Below are 25182 nucleotides of genomic sequence, written 5' to 3' on the forward strand. Positions count from 1 at the left end.
CAGAGGTGGGGGGTCGTGTACTACCATTGGCATGCAGCCCGCTCGGCGAGTGCCCCTCTGTGCACGGCCCTCCCTCCTTTTCCGGACCGGGGTCTTCTGCGGCCACCCGCCACGGGTGCCCGGCCGGCCCGCTGCCGATCGGAGGAGGACTTCATTGGCCGAAGAATTGGAAAACAGCCCGGGGGACCAGCAACCGAAAGCGATGATCCCGCGCAGCCAGCTTGGCGGCACCGAACGGCGGCGGCCCATTCCTGATGGGGAGAACCGCCCGCCCGTTTCCAGCCAGGAACTGAGCAAGGCCAAGGCCGAGCTCGCCGAGGAATCCAAACCAAAGGTGAACTGGCGGGTGTTCGTCATCGCGTCAGCCATCATCCTGGCGTTTTCTGTCTGGGCCATGCTGGTGCCGGCCAGCGCGCAGGCCACCATGAAGACAGTGGTGGCCTGGATCGCCACGAACGTGGGCTGGTTCTACGTCCTCACTGTCACGGTCGTGATCGGATTCGTCCTGTGGGTGGCGCTGTCCAAGGAAGGCTCAGTCCGCCTTGGCCCGGACCACTCCAGGCCGCAGTACAAACTCTTCACCTGGGTGGCCATGCTGTTCGCAGCCGGGGTGGGCATCGACATGCTGTTCTACTCCGTGACCGGCCCCATCACCCAGTACATGAAACCACCCGCCGGTGAAGGGCAGACGGCGGCCGCGGCCCAGGACGCCGTGGTGTGGACCATGTTCCACTACGGAATTGCCGGCTGGGCCATGTACTCGCTCCTCGGCATGGCCATGGGGTACTTCGCCTACCGCTGGGGCATGCCGCTGTCCATCCGCGCAGCACTGTATCCGTTGCTCGGGAAGCGCGTCCGCGGCGGCGTCGGAGACACCATCGACATCGTCACCCTGGTAGGGACCGTCTTCGGTGTGGCCACGTCCATGGGCATTGGCGTGGTGCTGCTCAACGTCGGCTTCGCCATACTGTTCGGCCTGCAGGAGGGCCTGGCGCTGCAGATCGCCCTGGTGGTTGTGGCTGTCATCCTCACCGTGGCCGCGTGCACCTCCGGCGTGGACAAAGGCATCCGCTGGATCTCCGAGCTGAACATCTGGAGCGCAGCGGCAATGCTGCTCTACATCCTGGTGACCGGGCAGACGTCCTTCCTGCTCAATGCCATGGTCGAAAACATCGGCCGGTTCCTGTTCACGCTGCCGGACCGCACCCTGCAGACGTTCGCCTACCAGGACGGCGGCTCGGAATGGATGGCCGGCTGGACCCTTTTCTTTTGGGCCTTCTGGCTTGCGTGGGGTCCGTTCGTAGGCCTGTTCCTGGCCCGGATTTCGCGGGGCAGGACCCTGCGGGAATTCGTCATTGCCGCCATCACCGCCCCGGTGCTGTGCGACTTCCTGATTGTGAGCATTTTCGGCAACAGCGCCATGCACGAGGTCCTGGGCGGGAACGCGGAATTCGCGCAGCTCGCCATGGCCAGCCCGGAGGAGGGCTGGTACGCCCTGTTGAACATGTTCCCGGGCGCGAGCTTCCTGATCGGGCTGGGCACGCTGTCCGGCATGCTGTTCTACCTCACCAGCGCCAACTCCGGCGCTATGGTGATGTCCAACTTCTCCTCATCGATCCCCGATCCCTCGCAGGACGGCGCCAAATGGCTGCGCATCTTCTGGGCGGTCCTGACGGCGTTGCTCACCATCGCCATGCTGGTGGCCGGCGGCGTGACCACCATGGAATACGCCACCCTCATTTTCGCCCTGCCGGTGACAATCATCGCGTGGCTTGTGATGGCGTCATTCTCCAAGGCCCTGCGGATGGAGCGCGCCGAGCGCGAAGGGCAGGTCCTGCGGCGGCAGTCGACGGCGGCCCACGGAGGGCAGGTGCCGGACCGCACCTGGCGGCAGCGGCTGGCCAACATGCGCGCATACCCGTCCAAAAAACAGGTGGCACTCTTCATGGAGGGCACTGTGCAGCCGGCGCTCGCGGATGTGGTCAAGGAGTTCACCAGGCAGGGGTACCACGCCACCCTGGATGTGGTGCCGAACCCGGACGCCGGCATTTCCAGCCACGCACTGGTGGTCAGCATCCCGGAGCACCGCGACTTCCACTACCAGGTGCAGGCGGTGGAAGCGCCGGTGCCCATGTTTGGTGGGCGCATGTCCCGGCAGACGGACATCTACTACCGGGTGGAGGTGTTCGCACAGACAGGATCCGAAGGCTACGACCTCATGGGCTTGTCCCACCAGCAGGTGATCGACGACGTCCTGGACCGCTACGAGGCGCACCTGGGCTTCCTCACCTACTCCACCCAGCACGACTTTGCGTCCGTGCTCACCCCTCCGGTGGCCACAGGCAGCATGGCGGTGGTGGAACCGGGGGACGGCCAGCGCGCGGAATAGAACCGGGGGCCCGGGCCAGTCCCTGGCTTCAGGCCGCCGGGGTGCGGGCCGCCCGGTGGTCCGCCGCGGCGTACACCCCGAGGATCCGCACCTCGGTGGTGAAGAACTCCAGTTCCTCGAGCGCCAGCCGAAGGGGAGTGTCCTCCGGGTGCGCTTCGACGTCGGCCATGAACATGGTGGCCGCGAACTCGTCGCCCACCATGTAGCTCTCCAGCCGCGTCATGTTCACGCCGTTCGTGGCGAACCCGCCCAGCGCCTTGTACAGGGCACTGGGCACGTTGCGGACGCGGAACACGAAGCTGGTGACTGCCGGTCCGGGAAGTTCATCCCTGGCCGGCAGCGCGGTTTCCCGGGCCAGGACCACGAAGCGGGTGGTGTTGGAGGGATCGTCCTCCACCCTGGAGGCAAGAACGTCGAGGCCGTAGATCTGGGCGGCCAGCGGGGGAGCGAGGGAAAGCTTGCGGGGATCGTTCCACTCCGCCACCTCGCGGGCGGACCCGGCGGTGTCGCCCGCGATGACGGGTTTGAGGCCGTGCTCGCGGATGAGCTTCCGGCACTGGCCCAGGGCGTGGATGTGGCTGTGGACCTCGGTGGCACCCTCGATGGTGCTGCCCGGGATACCCAGCAGGTCGAAGTGGATGGGCAGGAAGAATTCGCCCACGATCTGCAGGTTGGACTGCGGCAGCAGGATGTGGATGTCCGCCACCCGGCCGGCGATGGAGTTCTCGATGGGGATCATGGCCAGGTCCGCCTCGCCGCTGGAGACCAGTTCAAAGGCGTCCTCGAAGCTGGCGCAGGGGACGCTGTCCATGTGGGGGAACATCTGCTTGCACGCGATATTGGAGTTGGCGCCGGGCTCACCCTGGTACGCAATCTTTTGGGCCATGGTCCGTATGGTTTCACGCGCCGCCCCGCCCGCCCAACTGAGTAGCAGCAAATGCTGTCTTGGGCCCCCAAACCGACACCTGCTGCTACCTGGTTGGGGAAGCGCGGGTCTAGACGGGCGTGACGCGCAGCCAGAGGTACTGCCGGGGGAGGAGCGTGACGCCCCCGTCCAGCTGCACCGCAGCTTCGGAGAGAAGGTCGACGGCGGCCGGGGCGAACCCGCCGAACGTTTCTGCCGGCAGGTCCTGGGCGGAGTCGCTGAAGTTGGCCAGGGCCAGCACCCGGGTGCTTTCCGGAGAAGCGCCGGGCCGCTGGTACGCCAGCACCGAGCGGTTGTGCGTGGCGAAGTCGATCAGCTGCGTGCCCGCCAGTTCGGGGGTGCCGGCCCGGACTTCCGTCATCCGGCGCAGCCCCGCGTAGACAGCACCCGCGGGCGTGGAGGGGTTGTTGCGAAGTTTGTACTGCGCCGACGGATAGTGCGGGCGGTGCACCCAGCGGCTGTCCTCCCCGTGGCCGGGTTCGCCGGCGTAGCCATAGTCGTTGACCTGCCCCACCTCGTCGCCCAGGTAGAGCAGCGGGATGCCGCCGGTGCTGAACGGGACCGAGTGGGCCAGGAGGATCCGTTCCACCGCTTCCGCCGGACTGTCCTCCAGGCCGCACAGCGACGCCGTCGTCCCTGAAATCCTGCAGTCCCCGGTGCGGGGGTTGTCCTGGAACGGGACGCCGCGTGCGAAGCTGCCGGGAAACCGGTTGACGTAGAACGAATTGAGGAAGCGGCGGTGGTCAAAGCCGTTGATGCCCAGTTCGGCGGCGTCCTCGTCGGCGAAGGTCCACCCGATGTCGTCGTGGCTGCGGACGTAGTTCACCCAGGCGGTGCCGTCCGGGATGTTGTGCCGGCGTTCGAGCGCCTGGGCGAGGAGTGACACGTCCCGGGTGGCCAGGGATTCCCAGATGAGCGCCATCTGCAGCGGGTTGTAGGAGAGCTGGCACTCGGCGGGGTTGATGTAAAGCGCCACCTCGTCCGGGTGCACGATCGCTTCCGACTTGAACAGCAGCGACGGCGCCGCGAGCCGGCACACCGCGTTGAAGGCCCGGAGCAGAGTATGCGCTTCGGGAAGGTTCTCGCACGTGGTGCCCAGCTGCTTCCAGATGAACGCCACGGCATCCATGCGCAGGATGTCCACGCCCTGGTTGGCCAGGAACAGCATCTCGCCCGCCATGGCCCGGAACACGTCGGGGTTCGAATAGTTCAAATCCCACTGGTAGGTGTGGAACGTGGCCCACACCCAGCGCCCGTCCTCCATGCGGATGAAGGAACCCGGGTGGTTCTCGGGGAAGATCTCCCGGACGTCCTGCTCGAAGGCGTCGGGCATGGTCCGGTCCGGGAAGATCCAGTAGTAGTCGCTGTACTCCAGGTCTCCCGAGGCGGCTTTCCTGGCCCACTCATGTTCGTCCGAGGTGTGGTTGAAAATGAAGTCCACCACCAGGCTGATCCCGTTGCTGCGCAGCTCGGCCGCGAGTGAACGCAGCTGTTCCATGGTGCCCAGTTTGGGGTTGACCTGCCGGTAGCTGGACACCGCATAGCCGCCGTCCGAATGCGGCTCGGGTGCCAGGAACAGCGGCATCAGGTGCAGGTAGGTGAGGCCGAGTTCCTTGAAATAGGGGATGCTGCTGCGAACCCCTTCCAGGCTCTCCGCGTAGCGGTCCACGTAGCAGACGCCGCCCAGCATGCCGTTGGACTGGAACCAGTGCGGGTTTGCCTCCCGCTCAGCGTCCAGGGCTTTGAGTTCCGGGGCGCGCTCCTGCCAGGACCGGGCGGCCTGGACCACCAGGGCTGCCAGCTGGTCCTGCCAGTCCGCCCGGGTGCCGTACAGCGGGCGGAACAGGCCGGTCAGCAGCGGGAGGTACCGGTCCAGCCGCCGGTGGAAGTCAGGGTCCGCCGCGAGACCGGCAGCGTGTTCGCTGGCCAGTGCTGCCAGAACCTGCTGCCGCGGGCTGTCCTCCACGCTGACGGATTCCTGCATGTCACGGCCCTTTCCGCTGACGCCGGGCGTCCCCTGAATGAAGCAGCCGGCTTTTGTACCGAAGTATGCCACGTCACACTTTGGGGTGTGGTGCGGCAGGTGCGGGCCGCTGACTTTCCCCACCTTTCAGGGCGGACGACGGCGCGTCCCGGCAACGCGCCGTCGTCCGCCCTGCGCCGTGGGCCAAGCCAGGGGAAATTCAGCGGCCCTGCGACGTATACCGGTTCGGGATCAGGCGGGGAGCAGCGCATCCCGCCCTGCCGCGGCGTACAGGGCGGCGCCCACCACCCCTGCGGAGTTTTCCAAACCGGCGGGGACCACCGGGCTGCGCAGGGACAGCCGGGGGAGGAACTCGCTGCTGCACGCCGAAATGCCGCCGCCCAGGATGATGAGGTCCGGTGAGAAGAGGAACTCCACGTGCTGCAGGTATTGCTGCAGCCTCACGGCGTACTCCGGCCAGCCAAGACCCTCGTTCTCGCGGGCAAGGGCGGACGCCCGGGATTCCGCCTTGCGGCCGCCCACTTCCAGGTGTCCCAGCTCGAGGTTGGGCACCAGCCTGCCGTCGACGATGAGTGCCGATCCGATGCCGGTTCCCAGGGTCAGGACCAGCACCGTGCCGGAGACGTCCTGCCCCGCCCCGTAACGGACTTCCGCCAGGCCCGCAGCGTCAGCATCGTTGACCACGCACACCGCACGTCCCAGCCGGACCTCGAGGAAGGACCGCACATCAAGCCCCACCCAGCTGCGGTCCATGTTTGCCGCGGACGCCGCCACCCCGTTCCGGACAATCGAAGGGATGGCGACGCCGATGGGCCGGTCCGGAGATAGTGGTGCCTGGGTTTCGAGCTCGCGGAGCAGCCGGTCCAGGGTGTCCGCGACGGCTTCCACAGTGCCGCCCGCCGGTGTGCGGAGCCGGCGCACGGCGCCGGCAGGGATGCCGCTGTCAAGGTTGACGGCAGCCCCTTTAATCCAGGTCCCGCCGACGTCGATCCCCAGCCCGAACCCCACGCTAGGCCTGCAGCCAGGCGGTGGCCGCTCCGGGCAGTTCACCGTTTTCCGCGGGCGAGCTGGCCACCAGCAGGCGGCCGGCGGGCAGCGCGAACGGCGCGGTGCCGAAGTTCGTTACCGAGGTCCAGCCGTTGGGCCGCCGGAAGGCCAGCACGTCATCCCGTCCGGTTTCCAGCCATTCCAGGGTCTCGGCTGACTGCAGTTCCCACCGCAGGGACAGCGCCCGGCGGTAGAGGGACAGGGTGGAGTCTTCCCGGTTTTCCTGGGCTTCCACCGAGGCGCCGGCAAACCATTCGGGCTGCGGCAGGTGGGAACCGCCCGGACCGAACCCGAAGGAACTGCCGCCTGCGCTCCAGGGCAGCGGGACGCGGCAGCCGTCGCGGCCGATTTCCACGCCCTTGTTGCGGAAGAAGGACGGGTCCTGGCGCTCTGCGTCGGGGATTTCGCTGCCGACCTCCTGCAGCCCCAACTCCTCGCCCTGGTACAGGTAGGCGGAGCCGGGAAGGGCAAACATCAGCAGCGACGCGGCGCGGGCGCGGCGCAGTCCAAGCTCGATGTCCACATCTTCCTGCCGGCCGCCCTCAAGCAGCCAGCGCTTGCCGGCCTGGCCGGCCATGATCTCCCCCTCCGCCGACGACGCGGAGGCGGGGAGCCCGTAGCGAGTGGCGTGCCGGACGACGTCGTGGTTGGAAAAAACCCACGTGGACGAGGCGCCGGACGCCTCGGCCTCGGCGAGGTTCTTGGTGACGGTCCTGCGGAACTGCCCGGCGTCGAAGTCTGCCTGCAGGAGGTCGAAGTTGAAGGCCTGGCCCAGTCCATCCGGGCTGGCGTACCTGGCACGGCGGTCCGCGTGCACCCAGGCCTCGGCGACGGCGGTGCGCGGCGGGTTGTACTCGTTGAAGAGCGTGCGCCACTCGGCGTAGATCCCGTGGACTTCGTTGCGGTCCCAGTACGGGTGCTCGCCGGCAAGGTACAGCGCCTCGCCCCGGGCGTCGAGGTCAGCCTTGGAGGGCAGGGTCCCCTCGAGGTTCTTGGTAAGTGCGTGGGCGACGTCGATGCGGAAGCCGTCCACGCCGCGGTCGGACCAGAAGCGGAGGGTCTCCAGGAAGTCCGCGCGGACCTCCGGGTTGTCCCAGTTGAAGTCGGGCTGTTCCTTGGCGAAGATGTGCATGTACCACTGACCCGGTGTCCCGTCCGGTTCGGTGATGCGCTCCCACACCGGGCCGCCGAAGACCGAGTCCCAGTCCGACGGCGGCAGTTCACCATTCTCGCCCAGCCCGTCGCGGAAGATGTAGCGGCTGCGGGCCGCGGACCCCTTGGGCGCGGCCAGGGCTTCCCGGAACCACTCGTGGCGGTCGGAGGAGTGGTTGGGCACGATGTCAACGATTAGCTTGATCCCTGCCGCGTGCAGGGCGCCGGCCATGGCGTCGAAATCCTCAAGGGTGCCCAGCTTGGGGTCCACGTTGCGGTAGTCGTCCACGTCGTAGCCGCCGTCGGCAAGGGCGGAGGGGTAGAAGGGGCTCAGCCAAACCGCGTCGACGCCCAGTTCCGTCAGGTACGGGACCTTGGCGGTGATGCCGTTGAGGTCGCCGATGCCGTCGCCGTTGGAGTCGGAGAAGCTGCGGGGATAGATCTGGTAGACGGAGGCCTGGCGCCACCAGTTGGGATCGTCCTGGAAGGTGGCGGCGGTGCGGGGTGCCGTGATGGCGGTGGTGGTCACGAAGGTTCCTTTACGTCTGGTGTTCTGCGGGTGGGTCCGGGCCGAGAAGTTACTTGACGGCGCCCTGGGTGAGGCCGGACATGACCCAGCGCTGGGTAAACAGGTAGACCACGATGGCGGGCGCCATGGCCATCAGGTACGAGGCGAACGCCACGTTGTAGCTGTTGCTGAACTGCGTCTGGAAGATCTTCTGCAGTACCGGAATGGTCTGCATTTCGGGGTCGGAAATGATGAGTGAGGGCATCATGAAGTCGTTCCAGGAGGCGATGAAGGCAAAGATGCCCACCGTGGCGCTCATGGGCCCGAGCAGCGGGAAGATGAGCCGCCAGAACACCTGCCACGTCCCCGCGCCATCCATGCGCATGCTTTCCTCCAGCTCGAGCGGGATGGAGCGCAGGAAGGCCGTGAACAGCATGGTGTTGAAGGCCAGGGCAAAAACGATGTGCAGGATGGCGACGCCGAGGGGGTTGTCGAGTCCCACCAGGCCCGTGAGCTGGATCTGCGGGAGTGCCACTACGGGGAACGGGATGAACATTGCCGCGAGCAGGTAGAAGAATGACCAGCGGAAGAGTTTGCGGTCCCAGTTCCGGACGATTGCGTAGGCTGCCAGGGCCGACACCACGATCTCCCCCACCACCGCGATGACCGACACGAAGACGGAGATCGCAAAGCCGCGGGAGAAGTTCGTCAGGGTCCAGGCTTGGACGAAGCTGTCAAAGGTCAGGGGGCTGGGCAGCGAAAACGCGTTGCCGTCGACGGCCTGGCCCGTGGTCTTGAACGCCATGCTGACGGTGACGTACAGCGGGACGAGCACGCCGAGGGTGCAGACAATCAGGATGGCGGTTGCCGGCCAGTTGGTACGCTCCTGGCCGCCGCCGAACCGCCGCTTCCCGGTGGCCGACGGTTTTGCTGGGATGGTGCGGGTCGCGGTGCTCATGCTGCGATCCCTCCTTTGCCACGGGTGAAGCGGAGCTGGATGACTGCGATGGTGACGCTGATGAGGAAGAAGATCACGGCGTTGGCCATCTGGTAGGCGTAATCGCCGCCTTCGAAGCCGCGGAAGATCGCCATGGCGACGCTGCGCGTGGAGACTCCGGGGCCGCCGTCGGTCAGGCCCACGATGATGTCGTAGGTGTTGAGGTAGTTCTTGAAGCCGAGGACCGTGTTGATCACGGCGTACCCGGCCACCAGCGGCAGGGTAATGTGCCGGAGGTTGTGCCAGGGGGTTGCTCCGTCGATGGAGCTTGCCTCGTAGACCTCCGGGGAAACGGTGAGGAGCCCTGCGATGTAGATCAGCATGGCGCTCGGAATCGACTGCCAAGCCGTGACCAGGACGATCGCCAGCCAGGCAAGGTCGGGGTTGGCCAGGATGCTCGTGGCGAGCGGCTCGATGCCCAGGCCCTGGCCCGCCAGCGGCAGCGAATTCGAAAAGAGGTACTGGAACACGAAGGCGATGACGATGCCGGATATCACCATCGGGATCACGAACACGGTACGCAGCGCGGCGCGGAAGCGGATGCGGGACGTGAGCCCCAGGGCCAGGAAGAAGGCCACAACGTTCACCAGGATGACCGTCACGAGCGAGAAAGCGAGCGTGAATCCGTAGGATCCGAGGATTCCGTCATCCCGGAACACGGCGATGAAGTTCCGGATGCCGATGAATTCAAAGTCGCCGAACCCCACGGAGTTGGTGAAGCTGTAGACGAAGCCCAGCACGGCAGGCAGCGTGACGGCGAGCGTGAAGATCGCCAGGGACGGGAACAGGAAGAAGTAGTAGAGCGGGTCAACCCTGCGTTTACGCGTCCGTGGCGGGTTTGCCGCTGCTGGGGGCGACGTCGCCACCGCCCCGGTGGAAGGTCTCGTCATTGATGACATGGATGGTCCTCGTTTCGTGCCTTGGTCTGTTGAGTGGTTACGCGCGGAATGCCAGGCGCGCCCAGTCGGCGTCCATCCGGCGCAGGGTGGCCTCGGCATCGGCGCCGCCGATGATCGACTGGATGTAGTTGGCGGCGGGAATCGTGTTGGGGATGAACTGTGACGCACCCATGTAGAAGCGGCCCTCGTCGTAGTACTTCTGCATTTCCACGATCCTCGGGTCGGTGACCGGCGGGGCATCCTTGACCGTTCCGAAGCCCAGGAATTTGGCGTTGTAGGTGTCCTGGATCTCTGGCTGCATCAGGTACTGGATGAAGGCGCGTGCCCCCTGCTGTCCGTTCGAGACCTCGGGGACCCAGAGTGAAAGGTCGATGTTGACGCGTACCTTGAGGTCGGCGGGGTTGTCGGTCACAGGCAGGGGGAAGGTGCCAAGGTCCACATCGGTGCCGGCCTTTTCGATTTCACCAAAGGCCCACGGCCCCTGGAAGTACATGGCTGCCTGCCCCTGCGCCATGGCGGTGTTGCCGTCCCCGTAGCCGCGGCTGGCGGCATCGGCGTTGACGTATTTCTTGAGCTGGACCATGCGGCGGACAGGTTCCAGCAGCGTCTTCTGGAATGAGACCTCGGAATCCGGCCCAACCTTCTCGCCCGCCTCGTGCATGGACTGGTAGAAGCCGCGCACATCGACCATCCCGCCCACGGTGTAGTCGAACAGGCCCTGGGCGATGGTCCAGGGATCCCGGAAGGTGCCGTAGATCGGAGTGATCCCCGCGGCTTTGAGCCGATCGCAGACGTTAAGGAGTTCGTCCCAGGTAGTAGGGACCGAGAGGCCGTTCGCCTCGAAGATGCGCCGGTTGTAGATGACCGACGCCGCCATGACCGAATAGGGGATGACGCTGGTGCGGCCCGGGTAGGTGGGGTACCAGTTGGTGAGGTCGAGGACGTCGTCGCGGATGGATGCCGCTTCCGGAAGGTCAGCCAGGTCCGAGAGGGCGCCGCGCTCCATGAACCGCGCCATCTCCAGGTTGTAGTTGAGGCAGCCAAGATCCGGCGGGCTGCTGCGGACGAAGCTGGCAGAGAGGTTCGTTGCCATGTCATGCAGGACGCGGAAGCGGCTCTGTGACGCCGTGAATTTCGCTGTGAGGTCGCGGAAGTAGGGGACCGCTTCCGGTTTCGACTGGTGGAACGTGATGGTGGGCTGGGTTCCGGCCGGGCTGCACGCCGCGAGGCCGAAAGCGGCCAGAGAGCCTCCGGCGGCGGCAAGGAAGGTACGCCGGGAGACACATGTCCCGGCGGACGGCAAAGGTGGCAACATCGGCTCCTCAGAGGGGGTCAATCGGAATTTATTTGGATCTTATATTTAGGTCCTATACGAGGATGGGGGACGCAGGGGATATCGTCAAGGGGTGGACGGAACTACGGCGAGCTCGACCCAACTGTTACGGCAGATCAACTCCGGGGCGTTGCTGCGCTTCGCCCTCCAGGAGCAGGTGTTCACAGCAGGGGAAGCCATGGGTGCCACCGGGCTGACGCGCGCCACGGTTCTGGGCGTCTGCGACGGCCTGGTGGACGCCGGCTGGCTGGAGGAAGTGACCGACGGCGGCGAGGCCGGCCGCGCGCCCAAGGGCCGGCCTGCGCGCCGCTACCAGCTGCGCGAGGCAGCGGGGGTTGTGGTGGGACTCGACGCCGGCGAAGGCCAACTCACCACGATCGTCGCGGACCTGCGCGGCCGTGAGCTCGCCAAGCGGCGCCAAAGCATCGACTCACACGCGCTGGGGCGTGCCGGCCGAGTTGCCGGCGCGCAAGAGCTGATCCACCAGGCGCTGGCCGATGTGGGCTGCGACTCCGGCGACGTGCTGCTGACCGTGGTGGGAGTGCCCGCGCCGGTGGACGCGGACGGCAGGTCTCCCGGGGCGGGGGAATTCTGGCAGCTGATGAATTCCGGGTTCGACCAACACCTTGAGGGCGCAGTCACCATCGAAAACGACGCCAACCTCGCAGCCATTGCCGAGCACGCGCAGGAGCCGTCAGCCAACGTGGCAACCCTGTTGTCGGGGGAGCGGTTCGGTGCCGGCCTGATCGTCGATGGGCGCCTGCTGCGCGGGCGCAGGGGCGGCGCCGGCGAGATGCGGTTCCTGGACATCCTTTCCGACAGCAAGCTCGAGCCGGAGGAAGGAACCTCGGACGGGTTCGGGGCGCTGGCCCGGAAGTGGGCACGCACGCTGGTCCGTTCCTATGAAGGAGACACGTCGCTGCGCCGGATCCCCGAAGAGGACATCAACGCGGAGGATGTCTTCCAGGCGGCCCGCGAGGGGGACGCGCTGGCACGGGACATCATCGCCCGGCTCGGTACCCGGCTGGCACGGATCGCCGTGGTGCTCTCCAGCCTCCTGGATATCGAACGGGTGGTCATAGCGGGTGGGATCTCGCGCGCCATTGAGCCGGTCCTGGAGCACGCACGCACGCTGCTGCCGGCAAACTCCGGCCTGCCACTTCCGGACCTCGTTGCCAGCACCTTCGGAGCGGAAGCTGTGGTCCACGGAGCCATTGAATCGGCCCTGACGCAGTTCAGGCGCGATCCCACGGCGTTCCTGCCGCGGGCAACCCGCCCCTGACCCATCTGCCCTGCCCTGCCCCGGGGCACTGCCGCTGCGGGAAATCGGCCGGATCGGGCCGCCTGCCCGTACACTGGCCACCATGTCATGCCGCATCAGTGAACTGGTCCTGAACTGCAACGACCCCGAGCTGCTGGCGCGGTTCTGGAGTGAGGTCCTCGGCTACGTGGAGCTCGACCGGGAGGACGGCTACATCGAGATCGGGCCTCCGGCCGGGTTTGGCGGACCGCAGCCCACCATCATCCTGAGCCCCAGCAGCAACCCGCGCACCGGCAGGCTGCCGTTGCACATCGACGTCAATCCGGTGGACCGGGACCAGGCTGCCGAGCTGGAACGCCTGCTGGCCCTGGGCGCCCGCCCGGCCGACGTGGGGCAAACCGGCGACGAAAACTGGCACGTCCTGCAGGACCCCGAGGGCAATGAGTTCTGCCTCCTGCGCAAGCGCCTCGACCCGTAGCGCCCCGGGCGCCCGGAGGGCTGGGAAGGGGCCCTGCATCCCCGCCTACAGCACGCTGCGGATGGCCTGCTCGAAGCTGGTGACGTGCTCCAGGGCGAGCTTGCCCGCCCGCTCGGAATCGCCGTCGGCCACTGCTTCGAGCAGTTCAACGTGCTCGGCAATGTGTGATGACACCGACGGGACCTTCTCCAGCACCATGCACCAGATGCGGGTGGCCAGGTTGTCGTAGCGGATCAGGACGTCTTCCAGGTGCGCGTTCGCCGCGGCCCGGTAGATCAGCCGGTGGACCTTGATGTCGTAGCGCATCAGGTCGTAGGGGTCATCGTCGCCGTCCATGCCGGCAATTGCGGCGGCGGTTTCCCGGATCTCCGCCCGCAGTGCCGGCGTGGCCAGCTTGGCTGCCCGCTTGGCTGCCAGGGGCTCCAGCGATTCACGCAGCTCGGAGACATCCGCGAGTTCGGTGATGTCGACGATAGTGGCGAACGTTCCCCGGCGGGGGTAGGACACCACCAGGTGGTCGCTTTCCAGGCGTTTGAGGGCTTCCCGCACGGGCGTGCGTCCGATGCCGAGCTCGGCCGCGAGCTTGCCGTCGTTAATGGCTTCGCCGGGGCGGATTTCCAGCATGATCAGGCGGTCCCGCAGATGCCGGTACGCCCGCTCGGCGAGTGAGAGGTCTTCATCGCCGGCGATGGAGTTCTCCAGCATTACGCCCATGTTGAGCTCTCTTCCATGGTGACTATTGACTGCTACGTGATCTGGAACATACTATTACGTCAGTTCTAATATATCAGTTACAGATCAGTTACGGATCAGGACTTCAGGTTTAGAAGGAGAAACATGCAGGACGCACTCAACGCCTCGCTCGCCACGGTGGACGCCGACGTCGCCGCCGCCGTTGCGCAGGAACTGTACCGCCAGCAGTCCACCCTGGAAATGATCGCCTCGGAGAACTTCGCTCCCTCGGCAGTGATGGAGGCGCAGGGCTCGGTCCTCACCAACAAGTACGCCGAGGGCTACCCCGGCAAGCGCTATTACGGCGGCTGCGAGCACGTTGATGTGATCGAACAGCTGGCCATCGACCGGGTCAAAGCACTGTTCGGTGCCGAATTCGCCAACGTGCAGCCGCACTCCGGCGCGCAGGCCAACGCCGCCGCCATGTTCGCCCTGCTCAACCCGGGCGACACCATCCTGGGCCTGTCCCTCGCCCACGGCGGACACCTCACCCACGGCATGAAAATCAACTTCTCCGGCAAGCTCTACAACGTGGTGCCGTACCACGTCCGTGAGGACGACCTCCGGGTGGACATGGCCGAGGTGGAAGCGCTGGCCCTGGAGCACAAGCCCAAGCTGATCGTTGCCGGCTGGTCCGCCTACTCCCGCCAGCTCGACTTCGCCGAGTTCCGCCGGATCGCCGACCTTGTGGGCGCCTACCTGATGGTGGACATGGCACACTTCGCCGGCCTCGTAGCCGCCGGCCTGCACCCGAACCCCGTCCCCTACGCGGACGTGGTCACCACCACCACGCACAAGACCCTCGGCGGCCCCCGCGGCGGCGTCATCCTCGCCAAGGAGGAGTACGCCAAGAAGATCAATTCCGCCGTGTTCCCCGGCCAGCAGGGCGGACCGCTGGAGCATGTGGTCGCCGCCAAGGCCGTGGCTTTCAAGCTCGCCGCAACCCCGGAATTCAAGGAACGCCAGGAGCGCGTCCTGCAGGGTGCGCAGCTGCTGGCCGAACGCCTCCTGCAGCCGGACGTCCAGGAAGCCGGAATCTCCGTGGTCAACGGCGGCACCGATGTGCACCTGGTCCTCGTTGACCTCCGGCACTCCGAACTTGACGGCCAGCAGGGCGAAGACGCCCTCCACCACATCGGCATCACGGTCAACCGGAACGCCGTCCCGTTCGACCCCCGCCCCCCGATGGTCTCCTCAGGCCTCCGCATCGGCACCCCCGCCCTGGCTGCCCGCGGCTTCGGCGCAGCCGAATTCACCGAGGTTGCGGACATCATCGCGACGGCGCTTATTGCCTCCGCGTCCACGGGCACCCTGCCGGGGGACACCGCCGTCGAACTCCGCGCACGCGTTACGGCGCTTGCTGAGCAGTTCCCCCTTTACCCGCATCTTTCCGAGAACAGCAGCGCCCGCCTGGCCGGTGCAGAAGCAGACCTGATTGGAGCAGCCCAGTGAGCGCCCCCCACCTCCCCGAACACCCGGAATTCCTCTGGCGGAACCCGGAACCCAAGTCCTCCTACGACGCCGTGATCGTCGGCGGCGGCGGGCACGGCCTGGCCACCGCATACTTCCTGGCCAAGAACCACGGAATGACCAACATCGCGGTCCTGGAAAAGGGCTGGCTGGCTGGTGGCAACATGGCCCGCAACACCACCATCATCCGTTCCAACTACCTCTGGGACGAGAGCGCCGCAATCTACGAGCACGCCCTCAAGCTCTGGGAGATCCTGCCCGAGGAACTCGAGTACGACTTCCTGTTCAGCCAGCGCGGCGTGATGAACCTGGCCCACACCCTGGGCGACGTCCGCGAAAGCATGCGCCGCGTGGGAGCCAACAAGCTCAACGGCGTTGACGCTGAATGGCTGGACCCGCAGCAGGTCAAGGAACTCTGCCCCATCCTGAACATCAGCGACAACATCCGCTACCCGGTCATGGGCGCCACCTACCAGCCCCGTGCCGGCATCGCCAAGCACGACCATGTTGCCTGGGCCTTCGCCCGCAAGTGCGACGAGCTGGGCGTGGACATCATCCAGAACTGCGAAGTCACCGGCTTCCTCAAGGACGGTGACCGCGTGGTGGGCGTCAAGACCAGCCGCGGCACCATCAACACCGAAAAGGTTGGCCTTTGCGCCGCCGGCCACAGCTCGGTCCTGGCCGAGATGGCAGGCTTCGAGCTTCCCATCCAGTCCCACACCGCTGCAGGCACTGGTGTCCGAACTGCACGAGCCGGTCCACCCCACGGTGGTCATGTCCAACCACGTCCACGTCTATGTTTCGCAGGCGCACAAGGGCGAACTGGTCATGGGCGCCGGCGTGGACTCCTACAACGGCTACGGCCAGCGCGGCTCCTTCCACGTGATCGAGCAGCAGATGGCGGCCGCCGTCGAGCTCTTCCCCATCTTTGCCCGGGCCCACGTGCTCCGGACATGGGGCGGCATCGTGGACACCACCCTGGACGCCTCGCCGATTGTAGGCACCACCCCGGTGGAGAACATGTTCGTGAACTGCGGCTGGGGAACCGGCGGCTTCAAGGGCACCCCCGCGGCAGGCATGACCTTCGCACACACCATCGCCACCGGCGCCCCGCACAAGCTGAATGCGCCGTTCTCCCTGGAACGCTTCGAAACCGGCGCGCTCATCGACGAACACGGCGCCGCCGCCGTGGCCCACTAGCCGCCGCCACCAGAAAAGGACTAACGCACATGCTGCTGATCCCATGCCCCAACTGCGGCCCGCGGGACGAAACCGAATTCCACTACGGGGGACAGGCCCACGTCCCGTACCCCGAGAACCCCAACGAGCTCAGTGACACGGAGTGGTCCCGCTACCTCTTCTACCGCAGCAACACCAAGGGCACCTTCGCCGAACGCTGGGTCCACAGCACCGGCTGTCGCCAGTGGTTCAACATGCTCCGAGACACCGTGAGCTACGACATCCAGGCGATCTACCCGATGGGAGCGCCGCGGCCTGACCGGGCCGGCACCACCGGCGCCGAGTCCGGGACCGCCAGCCTTGCCGCGGACAGCACCACCACCGGGACCGCCGCACCCGACATCTCAGGCACCAGCATTTCCTCCGCCACCACTGCAGCCCCGGAAGGAGCCACCAAGTGACCTCCCAGAACGCCCGCCTGGCCACCGGCGGCCGCATCGACCGCACCATCTCCTGGCGCTTCACCGTGGATGGCGAGGAGTTTACCGGCCACCCCGGCGACACCCTGGCCTCCGCACTGCTCGCCAACGGCCGCATCGCCGCCGGAAACTCTCTCTACGAGGACCGCCACCGCGGCATCATGTCCGCCGGTGTTGAAGAAGCCAACGCCCTGGTCCGGGTGGAAGCCCGCTTCCCCGGCCACGTGGCAGAATCCATGCTGCCCGCCACCACGGTCTCCCTGGTGGACGGGCTCCAGGCCCTCCAGCTCAACGGCCTGGGCAAACTGGATCCGGCCGACGACCGCGCCGAATACGACAAGAAGTACGTCCACACGGACATCCTGGTGGTCGGCGGCGGCCCCGCCGGGCTCGCCGCGGCCCGCGAAGCGGCCCGCACCGGTGCCCGGGTCATGCTCCTCGACGACCAGCCCGAACTCGGCGGTTCCCTGCTCTCCGGCTCCACGGCCGAGGGCCTGGCCGAAACCATCGAGGGCAAGCCCGCCCTGGAATGGGTGGCTGACGTCGAGGCTGAACTGGTCTCCGGTGCGGAATCCACGGTCCTGAACCGCACCACCGCGTTCGGCGCCTACGACGCCAACTACGTCATCGCCGTCCAGAACCGCACCGACCACCTCACCAGCCCGGCAGCGCCCGGAGTCTCCCGCCAGCGGATTTGGCACATCCGTGCCAACCAGGTTGTCCTGGCACCCGGCGCCCACGAGCGCCCCCTGGTGTTCGAGAACAACGACCGCCCGGGCGTCATGCTCGCCTCGGCAGTGCGAACCTACCTGAACCGCTACGCAGTGGCCGCCGGCAGCCGCGTGGTCATCGGCACCACCAACGACAGCGCCTACGCCACCGCCGCTGACCTCGCCGCCGCCGGCGTCAAGGTCGCAGCCGTCGTGGACGCCCGCCCCAAGCTCACACCCGCGGCAACCGCCGCCGTGGAATCCGGAATCCGGGTGCTGATCGGCAGCGCGGTGGCCAACACCTCCGCTGATTCCGCCGGACGGCTGGACGGCGTCACCGTCCGCAGCATCAACGACGACGGCGAGCTCACCTCCGGCGTCGAGCAGATCGCCGCAGACCTGCTGGCTGTGTCCGGCGGCTGGAGCCCGCTGGTGCACCTGCACTCGCAGCGGCAGGGCAAGCTGCGCTGGGACGACGAGCTGGCAGCCTTCGTGCCCAGTACCGAGGTTCCCAACCAGCAGACCATCGGCGCCGGCCGCGGCTCCTTCGACACCGCCGACTGCCTCGCCGAGGGCATCTCCGCCGGTGCGAAGGCGGCCATCGCCGCGGGCTTCGAGCCTGAAAATGCCGACGCTGCCGTCGATCCCATTCTCCTTTCCGAGCCGAAGGCTTCCGCCCCCACCCGCCAGCTCTGGCTGGTACCGGGGGAGAGCGGGACCCCGGACGACTGGCACCACCACTTCGTGGACTTCCAACGCGACCAGTCCGTGGCGGACGTGCTCCGCTCCACCGGTGCCGGCATGCGTTCCGTGGAGCACATCAAGCGGTACACCTCCATCAGCACCGCCAACGACCAGGGCAAGACCTCCGGCGTGAACGCCATCGGCGTGATCGCGGCGGCACTGCGCACGGCCGGCGAGGCTTCCCGCGGCATCGGCGACATCGGCACCACCACCTACCGGGCACCGTTCACGCCGGTGGCCTTCGCGGCTCTGGCCGGACGCCAGCGCGGTGAGCTCTTCGACCCCGCCCGCATCACCTCGATCCAGCCGTGGCACGTTGCCAAGGGTGCATTGTTTGAGGATGTCGGGCAGTGGAAGCGGCCCTGGTACTACCCGCAGGGCGGGGAGGACATGGACGCCGCAGTGCTGCGCGAATGCGCCGCCGTCCGCGACTCCGTGGGGTTCATGGATGCCACCACCCTGGGCAAGATCGAAATCCGCGGCAAGGACGCCGGCGAGTTCCTGAACCGCGTCTACACCAACGCCTTCAAGAAGCTCGCCCCGGGCTCGGCACGCTACGGCGTCATGTGCCTCGCTGACGGCATGATCTTCGACGACGGCGTGACCCTCCGGCTGGATGAAGACACCTACTTCATGACCACCACCACCGGCGGCGCCGCGAAGGTGCTGGACCACCTGGAGGAATGGCTGCAGACCGAATGGCCCGAGCTGGACGTCCAGTGCACCTCGGTGACGGAGCAGTGGAACACGATTGCCGTCGTGGGGCCCAAATCCCGCGAAGTGATCGCCAAGGTGGCTCCGGAACTGGCCGCCAACGGCGGACTCGAGGCCGAGAACTTCCCGTTCATGACCTTCCGCGAAACCACCCTCGCCTCCGGCGTCCGGGCCCGGGTCTGCCGGATCTCGTTCTCCGGCGAACTCGCCTACGAGATCAACATCCCGGCCTGGTACGGCCTGAACACCTGGGAGTCCGTGGCCGCTGCCGGCGCCGAATTCAACATCACCCCGTACGGCACCGAAACCATGCACGTGCTGCGCGCCGAGAAGGGCTACCCAATCGTCGGGCAGGACACCGACGGCACCGTCACCCCGCAGGATGCCGGCATGGAGTGGATCGTATCCAAAGCCAAGGAGTTCATCGGCAAGCGCTCCTACTCACGGGTGGACGCCCAGCGTGAAGACCGCAAGCACCTGGTCAGCGTCCTCCCCGTGGACCGCACGCTGCGGCTGCCCGAAGGCACCCAGCTGGTGGAAAAGGGACGCTCCACCAACCCCGCCTACGGCCCCGTGCCGATGGAAGGGTTCGTCACCTCCAGCTACCACAGCGCAGCGCTGGGCCGTTCGTTCGGCCTGGCCCTGATCAAGAACGGACGCAACCGCATCGGCGAGACGCTGATTGCCGCCGCCGGCGACCAGCTGGTGGACGTGGTTGTTGCAGAGACAGTGCTTTTTGACTCCGAAGGGACCCGCAAAGATGGCTGAGACAGCAGCTTCCCCCACCCCCGCAAAGACTCCGGTGGATAAAGACCTCGCGGTCCGCACCAGCCCGGCCGAAGTGCTCCGGGACGCGTTCGCGGCAGGCTCGCTCGCCGGAACCGTCGAGATCTCCGAGCTCCCCTTCCTTACCATGGTGGGGATCCGGGCAGCCGCAGGCTCCGACGCTGCACAGCGCATCGCCGCGGTGACCGGCGGCCTGCCCGCCGGTTCCGGCGCGGTGGCCGGCAGCGGTGACACCTCCGTCCTGTGGCTGGGCCCGGCCGAGTTCCTGGTGGTTGCGCCCACCGAAGCCCACGAGTCCCTGGGCGGCGGCCTCATCCAGGCGCTCCGGGACGCCCTGGGCGGCGATTCCGGCCAGGTGGTTGACCTCTCGGCCAACCGCACCACCTTCGAACTGACCGGCCCGCAGGCACGCTCCGTCCTCGAAAAGGGCTGCTCGTTGGACCTGCACCCCCGCGTCTTCAAGCCCGGCACCGCGTACTCCACGGAAATCGGGAACATCCCCGCCCTCCTGTGGAAGACCGGTGAGGAGTCCTTCAGGGTCTTCCCGCGGGCCTCGTTCGCCGAGTTCCTGGGCCGCTGGCTCCTGGACGGCATGCGGGAGTACGCCTCGCCAGAGGTCCCCTGATGGCGCTGAGCGTCCTTGACCTCTTTTCTGTCGGCATCGGGCCCTCGTCGTCACACACGGTGGGCCCGATGCGGGCGGCAAAGCTCTTCGCTGACGGGCTGAAGGGCGACGGCCACTTGGCCTCCACCACCCGGGTCCAGTCCGAACTGTTCGGCTCCCTGGGCGCCACCGGCCGCGGCCACGGCTCGGACAAGGCAGTGGTCCTGGGTTTGCAGGGCCTGGAACCGGAGACCGTCAACACCTTTACCGCCGACGACCAGGTGGCTTCCGCAGCACTCAACGCCGAACTCCAGATCGCAGGGACCCACCGGGTGGACTTCAACTGGGAAGAGGACGTGGTCCTCCACCGGCGCAAGTCCCTCCCGGCACACCCGAACGGCATGACGTTCCGGGCGCTGGACCACAGCGGTGCCGTGCTGAGCGAACGGAGCTACTACTCGATCGGCGGCGGCTTCGTGGTGGACGGCGACGCCGAGGGCGCGGACAAGGTGGTGGCGGATGACACCGTGCTGCCGTACCCGTTCTCAACGGCTGACGAACTCCTCGAGATCTGCAGCCGCGAAAGCATGTCCATCTCCGACGTCATGCTCGCCAACGAACTGACCTGGCGCAGCGAAGCCGAGCTCCGGGAGCAGCTGCTGGGGCTCTGGGACGTCATGAAGGAATGCGTGGAGAACGGCTGCAACGCCGAAGGCATCCTCCCCGGCGGACTGAAGGTCACCCGGCGGGCGCCGTCGCTCTTCCGCACGCTGACTGCCTCCGCCGCCTCGGCCGAAGCGTCCGCCAAGGCAGCGGCAGCCTCGCCGTCGCCCGTCCAGGCGCCGGCCGATCCCTTGCTGGCGATGGAATGGGTGAACCTCTTCGCGCTGGCCGTGAACGAGGAGAACGCCGCCGGCGGGCGCATTGTCACCGCCCCCACCAACGGGGCAGCGGGCATCGTGCCTGCCGTGCTGCACTACTACGTGAAGTTTGTTCCGGGAGCCGACGACGACGGTGTGGTCCGCTTCCTGCTGGCGGCGGCCGCCGTCGGAATCCTGTTCAAGACGAACGCCTCCATCTCCGGCGCTGAAGTGGGCTGCCAAGGTGAGGTCGGGTCGGCCTGCTCCATGGCCGCCGCCGGTCTCTGCGAGGTGCTCGGCGGAACGCCCGCGCAGGTGGAGAACGCCGCCGAGGTGGGGATCGAACACAACCTCGGCCTGACCTGCGACCCCGTGGGCGGGCTGGTGCAGATCCCCTGCATCGAACGGAACGCGATCGCCAGCGTCAAGGCGATCAACGCGGCCCGGCTGGCCCTGCATGGGGACGGCAGCCATAAGGTCTCGCTGGACAAGGCGATCAAGACCATGCGCGATACCGGAGCCGACATGAAAACCAAGTACAAGGAAACCTCCCGAGGAGGACTCGCCGTGAATGTGATCGAGTGCTGAACCATGACTGCCACTGAAACCCACGTGCCCGCGCCCAAGGCGCCCACCACCGTGGAACACGTCCTGACCCTTGACTGCCCGGAAGGGCCCGGCATTGTCCACGCCGTGTCCGGCTTCCTGCTGGATCACGGCTGCGACATCATCGACAACAAGCAGTTCGGTGAACGCTCTGAAGGGCACTTCTTCATGCGCGTGCACTTCGCCTCCGAAGGCGACGATTCCACGCTGGACGTTTTGCGGAACTCCTTCGCCCCCGTGGCGGAGAAATTCGGCATGCGCTGGCAGCTGGAACGCCAGGGCTCCAAGCGCAAGGTGCTGATCATGGTGTCCAAGTTCGGGCACTGCCTCAACGACCTGCTGTTCCGTGCCCGCATCGGCGAACTGCCCGTGGACGTGGTGGCTGTTGTGTCCAACCACCGGGACCACCAGGCCCTGGTGGAGTGGCACGGCATCCCGTTCCACCACATCCCGGTCACTGCCGCCACCAAGCCCGCAGCGGAAGCCGAGCTGATGGAACTGGTGGACGGGCTCGACGTCGAACTGGTGGTGCTGGCCCGCTACATGCAGGTGCTCAGCGACGACCTGACCCGGCAACTGGACGGCCGGGCCATCAACATCCACCACTCGTTCCTGCCCAGCTTCAAGGGCGCCAAGCCCTACCACCAGGCGTACGCACGCGGCGTCAAGACCGTTGGCGCCACCGCGCACTACGTCAACGCAGAGCTGGACGAGGGGCCCATCATCTCCCAGCAGGTGGTGGACGTGGACCACACCTACGGCCCCGAGGACCTGGTGGCCGCGGGCCGCGACACCGAATGCAAGGCCCTCTCCAACGCAGTGAAGTGGCACTGCGAAGGCCGGGTCATCCTGCAGGGCAACCGCACCGTGGTGCTCCGCTAGCACGGGCCTGCGCCGCTGCCGGGACTGGAACCGCCTCATAGGCGTCCCGGCCGGCGCCTGAGCGGACATCTTTACAGCTGAAGCGCGGCTGGTTGCCCTGACGGGTGGCCGGCCGCGTTTTTTTGCCGTTCCCTACGGCGTCGCCTGTTCGGCCAGCCGGGCCCTGATGCGTTCGGTGGCGTCCACCAGGGATGCCTCGTTCACCGCTGCCGCAGCCGCCGCATCCCCGTTTCGTGCCGCCGTCACCAGGTCCTGCTGGTACCGCCACAGCGAATCGTCCGTGCCGGAGTCCAGGGAGCCCTGCGCGCCGACAATCTTGTACGCCCGGCACTGCTGCCACAGCGTCCTGATAATCTGGAGCAGCACGGGATTGCCGCTGGCCTGGTACAGGATGGCCAGCATCGCCTCATCGTGGTCCAGCAGCGCGATCACCCGCTGCTCGTCGATGGCCTTGCGCATCAGTTCGTACTCGGACTGCATCCTTCTGCAGTCCTCGGGCGTGATGTTTTCACTGCCCAGCCGGGCCGCCTCGGTTTCGAGGAGCCTGCGGACGCCGTAAACGTGGATGAGCTCCTCGAAGGTCAGGCTCTTGACCACTGCACCCTTGTGGGGTTCCCGCTCCGCAAGGCCGATCTCCTCCAGCCGCCGGATCGCCTCGCGCACGGGCATCACGCTGGTGCCCACCTGCTCGGCAAGGTCCCGCACCTTGAGCCTGGAGCCGGCCGGGAGGTCGCCGCTGAGGATCGAGGCGTGGATCATCGCAAAGACCTGATCCGTCAGCAGGGTGGGCTCGACGCGCTTGGATATGACCACCCGTCCAATATACGGCCGCGTGGAGATCTGCCCCGACGGCTCAATCAGCGAGCCTCCTAAGCCCAAGGAAATCTTCGTCGAAGGTCTTGTGTGATCTGTGATCACATCTTATGGTGGTTTGAGTCACATGGCTCGAGCGTTCCGGAACCACGGACCCAGCCGGCCCACACCTGCGGGACGCCGCCACCGACGGCGGCGAACCCGGCACACGAACAACAGCAAGGAACGGTCAGATGAAAGACGCAGTAATCGTTGGAGGCGGACTCGCCGGGCTCTCGGCGGCCTGGCGGCTGAGGCACTGGGACACTGTTGTCCTCGAATCCGGCACCCGGGTGGGCGGACGCATCCGTTCCGAGCGCCGCGGAGACTACTGGCTGAACTGGGGCGGGCACGTCTTCGCCGGCGCCGGGTCCTCCACCGATGCGCTCCTCAACGAAGTCGGCGTCATGGCTGTCCAGATCCCAGGCTCCCTGCAGGGGTTGTCCATGAACGGCAAGTTCATCAAGAAGGGTCACATCGCCACCTACCCTTTCCGGATCCCGATGTCCCTGGCAGCCCGCGTGGACACCATGCGTGCAGGCCTTAAGGTGGTCAGCGGAGTGGCCAAGTACACCGGAGTGGTCCGCAAGCGCGCTGGTGAATCCGGGGCCATGAGGCAGCAGCGGATCTACGATTTCGAGAACAGCTCCTCCTTCCAGGACTTCATCGGCAACCTGTCCGAGGATGCGGCCGCCCTGTTCAAGACCACCGTGACCCGCTCTGCCGGTGACATGGACCAGATCTCCGCGGGCGCCGGCATCGGCTACTTCAGCCTGGTCCTCGGTTTCGGCCAGGGCCTCAGCCAGGGCATCGTGGGTGGCCCGTCCACCCTGACTGAATCCATCGCCGCGGCACTGGGTGACCGCATCGAGCTCGGCGCGGCGGTGCACGAAGTAGTCCACAAGAAGGACTCCGTGCTGGTCCGGTACCGCCAGGACGGCGTCGACCGCGAAGTGGAGGCCCGCACCGTGGTCCTGGCCACCACTTCCGACGTCTCGCACAGGATCGCCGTGGACCTTCCGGAGGACCTCCGTGGCGCGCTGGGCCAGATCAAATACGGTCCGCACGTCAGCACGGCCTTCCTGACCAACGAAACCACCGCAAAGCCGTGGGATGACATCTACGCGATCGCCGCCCCCAAGCGCTCGTTCGCGATCGCCTTGAACCAGGCGAGCATCGTGCGCGGCACCGAATCCGTCCGCAAGCCCGGCGGCAGTTTCATGACCTTCTCGCCCGCCAGCCTCGGCACAGCCCTGCTGGACAAGCCCGAGGAGGAAGTCATCAACACCCACCTGACCGACCTGGACCAAGTGCTGGGCCACGGCTTCGCCGACAGCGTCGTCGAAGCCAAGGTGGACCGGTGGAAGAACGCCTCACCGTACTGCTTCCCGGGCCGGGCGAAAATCCAGTCCACCCTGATGCGCGGAACCGACCGCGTCTTCCTGGCAGGCGACTACCTGGGAACCCTCTACACCGAGAGCTCCATCACCACTGGCTTCTCCGCAGCCCAGGAAGCCGCAAGCGTGCTGGCAACGCACCGCCAGGCGCCGCCACTCTCCGGCCTGTCCATCGTGGCCTGACCCCCGGCCCT

At 66.8% G+C, this 25182-nt stretch carries 19 protein-coding genes and 1 pseudogene; 11 read left to right on the top strand and 9 right to left on the bottom strand.

Features of this window, described 5'->3' with window-relative positions; all coding sequences use genetic code 11:
• Positions 1-202 precede the first annotated feature (202 nt).
• Entirely contained in the window at positions 203-2389 is a 2187-nt protein-coding gene (gene betT / locus QE394_RS11050) for a choline BCCT transporter BetT (protein WP_200937838.1), read from the top strand.
• Positions 2390-2417: 28 nt separating this feature from the next.
• Here the strand turns inward: betT and QE394_RS11055 are convergent, their stop codons facing one another.
• From QE394_RS11055 to QE394_RS11085, 7 genes are all read right to left on the bottom strand, one after another.
• Entirely contained in the window at positions 2418-3275 is an 858-nt protein-coding gene (locus QE394_RS11055) for a prephenate dehydratase (protein WP_056081309.1), read from the bottom strand.
• A gap of 109 nt (positions 3276-3384) precedes the next feature.
• Positions 3385-5298, bottom strand: coding sequence for an amylosucrase (locus tag QE394_RS11060; RefSeq protein ID WP_349034502.1), 1914 nt, complete (start codon positions 5296-5298; stop codon positions 3385-3387).
• Positions 5299-5529: 231 nt separating this feature from the next.
• Positions 5530-6306, bottom strand: a complete 777-nt coding sequence (gene ppgK / locus QE394_RS11065) for a polyphosphate--glucose phosphotransferase (RefSeq protein ID WP_349034503.1) — start codon at positions 6304-6306, stop codon at positions 5530-5532.
• Position 6307: 1 nt separating this feature from the next.
• Entirely contained in the window at positions 6308-8026 is a 1719-nt protein-coding gene (locus QE394_RS11070; protein ID WP_349034504.1) for an alpha-amylase family glycosyl hydrolase, read from the bottom strand.
• A gap of 49 nt (positions 8027-8075) precedes the next feature.
• Positions 8076-8963, bottom strand: coding sequence for a carbohydrate ABC transporter permease (locus QE394_RS11075; protein WP_056081298.1), 888 nt, complete (start codon positions 8961-8963; stop codon positions 8076-8078).
• The gene (locus QE394_RS11080) at positions 8960-9901 is read right to left on the bottom strand and encodes a sugar ABC transporter permease (RefSeq protein ID WP_349034505.1); all 942 of its coding nucleotides are present in this window, start codon (positions 9899-9901) and stop codon (positions 8960-8962) included. The genes QE394_RS11075 and QE394_RS11080 overlap by 4 nt, the downstream gene beginning before the upstream one ends.
• Before the next feature lie 37 nt (positions 9902-9938).
• Positions 9939-11216, bottom strand: coding sequence for an extracellular solute-binding protein (locus tag QE394_RS11085; protein ID WP_349034506.1), 1278 nt, complete (start codon positions 11214-11216; stop codon positions 9939-9941).
• A 91-nt stretch (positions 11217-11307) separates the two neighbouring features.
• Between QE394_RS11085 and QE394_RS11090 the strand changes: the two genes are divergently transcribed.
• Both QE394_RS11090 and QE394_RS11095 read left to right on the top strand, forming a co-directional pair.
• Positions 11308-12516, top strand: coding sequence for an ROK family protein (locus QE394_RS11090; RefSeq protein ID WP_349034507.1), 1209 nt, complete (start codon positions 11308-11310; stop codon positions 12514-12516).
• Between the two features lie 82 nt (positions 12517-12598).
• Positions 12599-12973 (top strand): VOC family protein, encoded by a 375-nt coding sequence (locus QE394_RS11095; RefSeq protein ID WP_056081287.1) that lies wholly within the window; start codon positions 12599-12601, stop codon positions 12971-12973.
• Between the two features lie 45 nt (positions 12974-13018).
• Here QE394_RS11095 and QE394_RS11100 read toward each other — a convergent pair whose 3' ends face one another.
• Positions 13019-13678: a GntR family transcriptional regulator gene (locus tag QE394_RS11100; RefSeq protein WP_082497415.1), complete on the bottom strand. Its 660-nt coding sequence runs from the start codon at positions 13676-13678 to the stop codon at positions 13019-13021.
• Positions 13679-13810: 132 nt separating this feature from the next.
• Between QE394_RS11100 and glyA the strand changes: the two genes are divergently transcribed.
• From glyA to purU, 7 genes and pseudogenes are all read left to right on the top strand, one after another.
• A complete protein-coding gene (gene glyA / locus QE394_RS11105) occupies positions 13811-15157 on the top strand; it encodes a serine hydroxymethyltransferase (RefSeq protein WP_349034508.1) in 1347 nt (448 codons plus the stop codon).
• Positions 15154-16375, top strand: a pseudogene (locus QE394_RS11110) (sarcosine oxidase subunit beta family protein). The gene glyA and the pseudogene QE394_RS11110 overlap by 4 nt, the downstream one beginning before the upstream one ends.
• Positions 16376-16404: 29 nt before the next feature.
• Positions 16405-16815: a sarcosine oxidase subunit delta gene (locus QE394_RS11115; RefSeq protein ID WP_056081273.1), complete on the top strand. Its 411-nt coding sequence runs from the start codon at positions 16405-16407 to the stop codon at positions 16813-16815.
• Positions 16812-19769, top strand: a complete 2958-nt coding sequence (locus QE394_RS11120; RefSeq protein ID WP_349034509.1) for a 2Fe-2S iron-sulfur cluster-binding protein — start codon at positions 16812-16814, stop codon at positions 19767-19769. The genes QE394_RS11115 and QE394_RS11120 overlap by 4 nt, the downstream gene beginning before the upstream one ends.
• Positions 19762-20412 carry a sarcosine oxidase subunit gamma family protein gene (locus QE394_RS11125; RefSeq protein WP_056081268.1) on the top strand — a complete coding sequence of 217 codons (651 nt, stop codon included), beginning with the start codon at positions 19762-19764 and terminating at the stop codon, positions 20410-20412. Before QE394_RS11120 ends, QE394_RS11125 begins: the two co-directional genes overlap by 8 nt.
• Entirely contained in the window at positions 20412-21839 is a 1428-nt protein-coding gene (locus QE394_RS11130) for an L-serine ammonia-lyase (protein WP_261619523.1), read from the top strand. Before QE394_RS11125 ends, QE394_RS11130 begins: the two co-directional genes overlap by 1 nt.
• Before the next feature lie 3 nt (positions 21840-21842).
• Positions 21843-22739 carry a formyltetrahydrofolate deformylase gene (gene purU, locus QE394_RS11135; RefSeq protein WP_056081264.1) on the top strand — a complete coding sequence of 299 codons (897 nt, stop codon included), beginning with the start codon at positions 21843-21845 and terminating at the stop codon, positions 22737-22739.
• Between the two features lie 132 nt (positions 22740-22871).
• On the opposite strand, the gene QE394_RS11140 is transcribed toward purU, so the two are convergent.
• Entirely contained in the window at positions 22872-23552 is a 681-nt protein-coding gene (locus QE394_RS11140; RefSeq protein WP_349034510.1) for a GntR family transcriptional regulator, read from the bottom strand.
• Between the two features lie 233 nt (positions 23553-23785).
• On the opposite strand from QE394_RS11140, the gene QE394_RS11145 reads away from it, so the two are divergent.
• Positions 23786-25171, top strand: a complete 1386-nt coding sequence (locus QE394_RS11145; RefSeq protein WP_349034511.1) for an NAD(P)/FAD-dependent oxidoreductase — start codon at positions 23786-23788, stop codon at positions 25169-25171.
• Positions 25172-25182 lie beyond the last annotated feature (11 nt).

The organism is Pseudarthrobacter sp. SORGH_AS 212 (assembly GCF_030818145.1).
Taxonomy (GTDB): domain Bacteria; phylum Actinomycetota; class Actinomycetes; order Actinomycetales; family Micrococcaceae; genus Arthrobacter.

Coding starts and splice junctions, on each gene's coding strand:
- QE394_RS11095 (WP_056081287.1), top strand. CDS start 12,599: ATGTCATGCCGCATCAGTGAACTGGTCCTGAACTGCAACGACCCCGAG.
- QE394_RS11085 (WP_349034506.1), bottom strand. CDS start 11,216: ATGTTGCCACCTTTGCCGTCCGCCGGGACATGTGTCTCCCGGCGTACC.
- glyA (WP_349034508.1), top strand. CDS start 13,811: ATGCAGGACGCACTCAACGCCTCGCTCGCCACGGTGGACGCCGACGTC.
- QE394_RS11080 (WP_349034505.1), bottom strand. CDS start 9,901: ATGTCATCAATGACGAGACCTTCCACCGGGGCGGTGGCGACGTCGCCC.
- purU (WP_056081264.1), top strand. CDS start 21,843: ATGACTGCCACTGAAACCCACGTGCCCGCGCCCAAGGCGCCCACCACC.
- QE394_RS11075 (WP_056081298.1), bottom strand. CDS start 8,963: ATGAGCACCGCGACCCGCACCATCCCAGCAAAACCGTCGGCCACCGGG.
- QE394_RS11125 (WP_056081268.1), top strand. CDS start 19,762: ATGGCTGAGACAGCAGCTTCCCCCACCCCCGCAAAGACTCCGGTGGAT.
- QE394_RS11145 (WP_349034511.1), top strand. CDS start 23,786: ATGAAAGACGCAGTAATCGTTGGAGGCGGACTCGCCGGGCTCTCGGCG.
- QE394_RS11130 (WP_261619523.1), top strand. CDS start 20,412: ATGGCGCTGAGCGTCCTTGACCTCTTTTCTGTCGGCATCGGGCCCTCG.
- QE394_RS11060 (WP_349034502.1), bottom strand. CDS start 5,298: ATGCAGGAATCCGTCAGCGTGGAGGACAGCCCGCGGCAGCAGGTTCTG.
- betT (WP_200937838.1), top strand. CDS start 203: ATGATCCCGCGCAGCCAGCTTGGCGGCACCGAACGGCGGCGGCCCATT.
- QE394_RS11100 (WP_082497415.1), bottom strand. CDS start 13,678: ATGCTGGAGAACTCCATCGCCGGCGATGAAGACCTCTCACTCGCCGAG.
- QE394_RS11115 (WP_056081273.1), top strand. CDS start 16,405: ATGCTGCTGATCCCATGCCCCAACTGCGGCCCGCGGGACGAAACCGAA.
- QE394_RS11055 (WP_056081309.1), bottom strand. CDS start 3,275: ATGGCCCAAAAGATTGCGTACCAGGGTGAGCCCGGCGCCAACTCCAAT.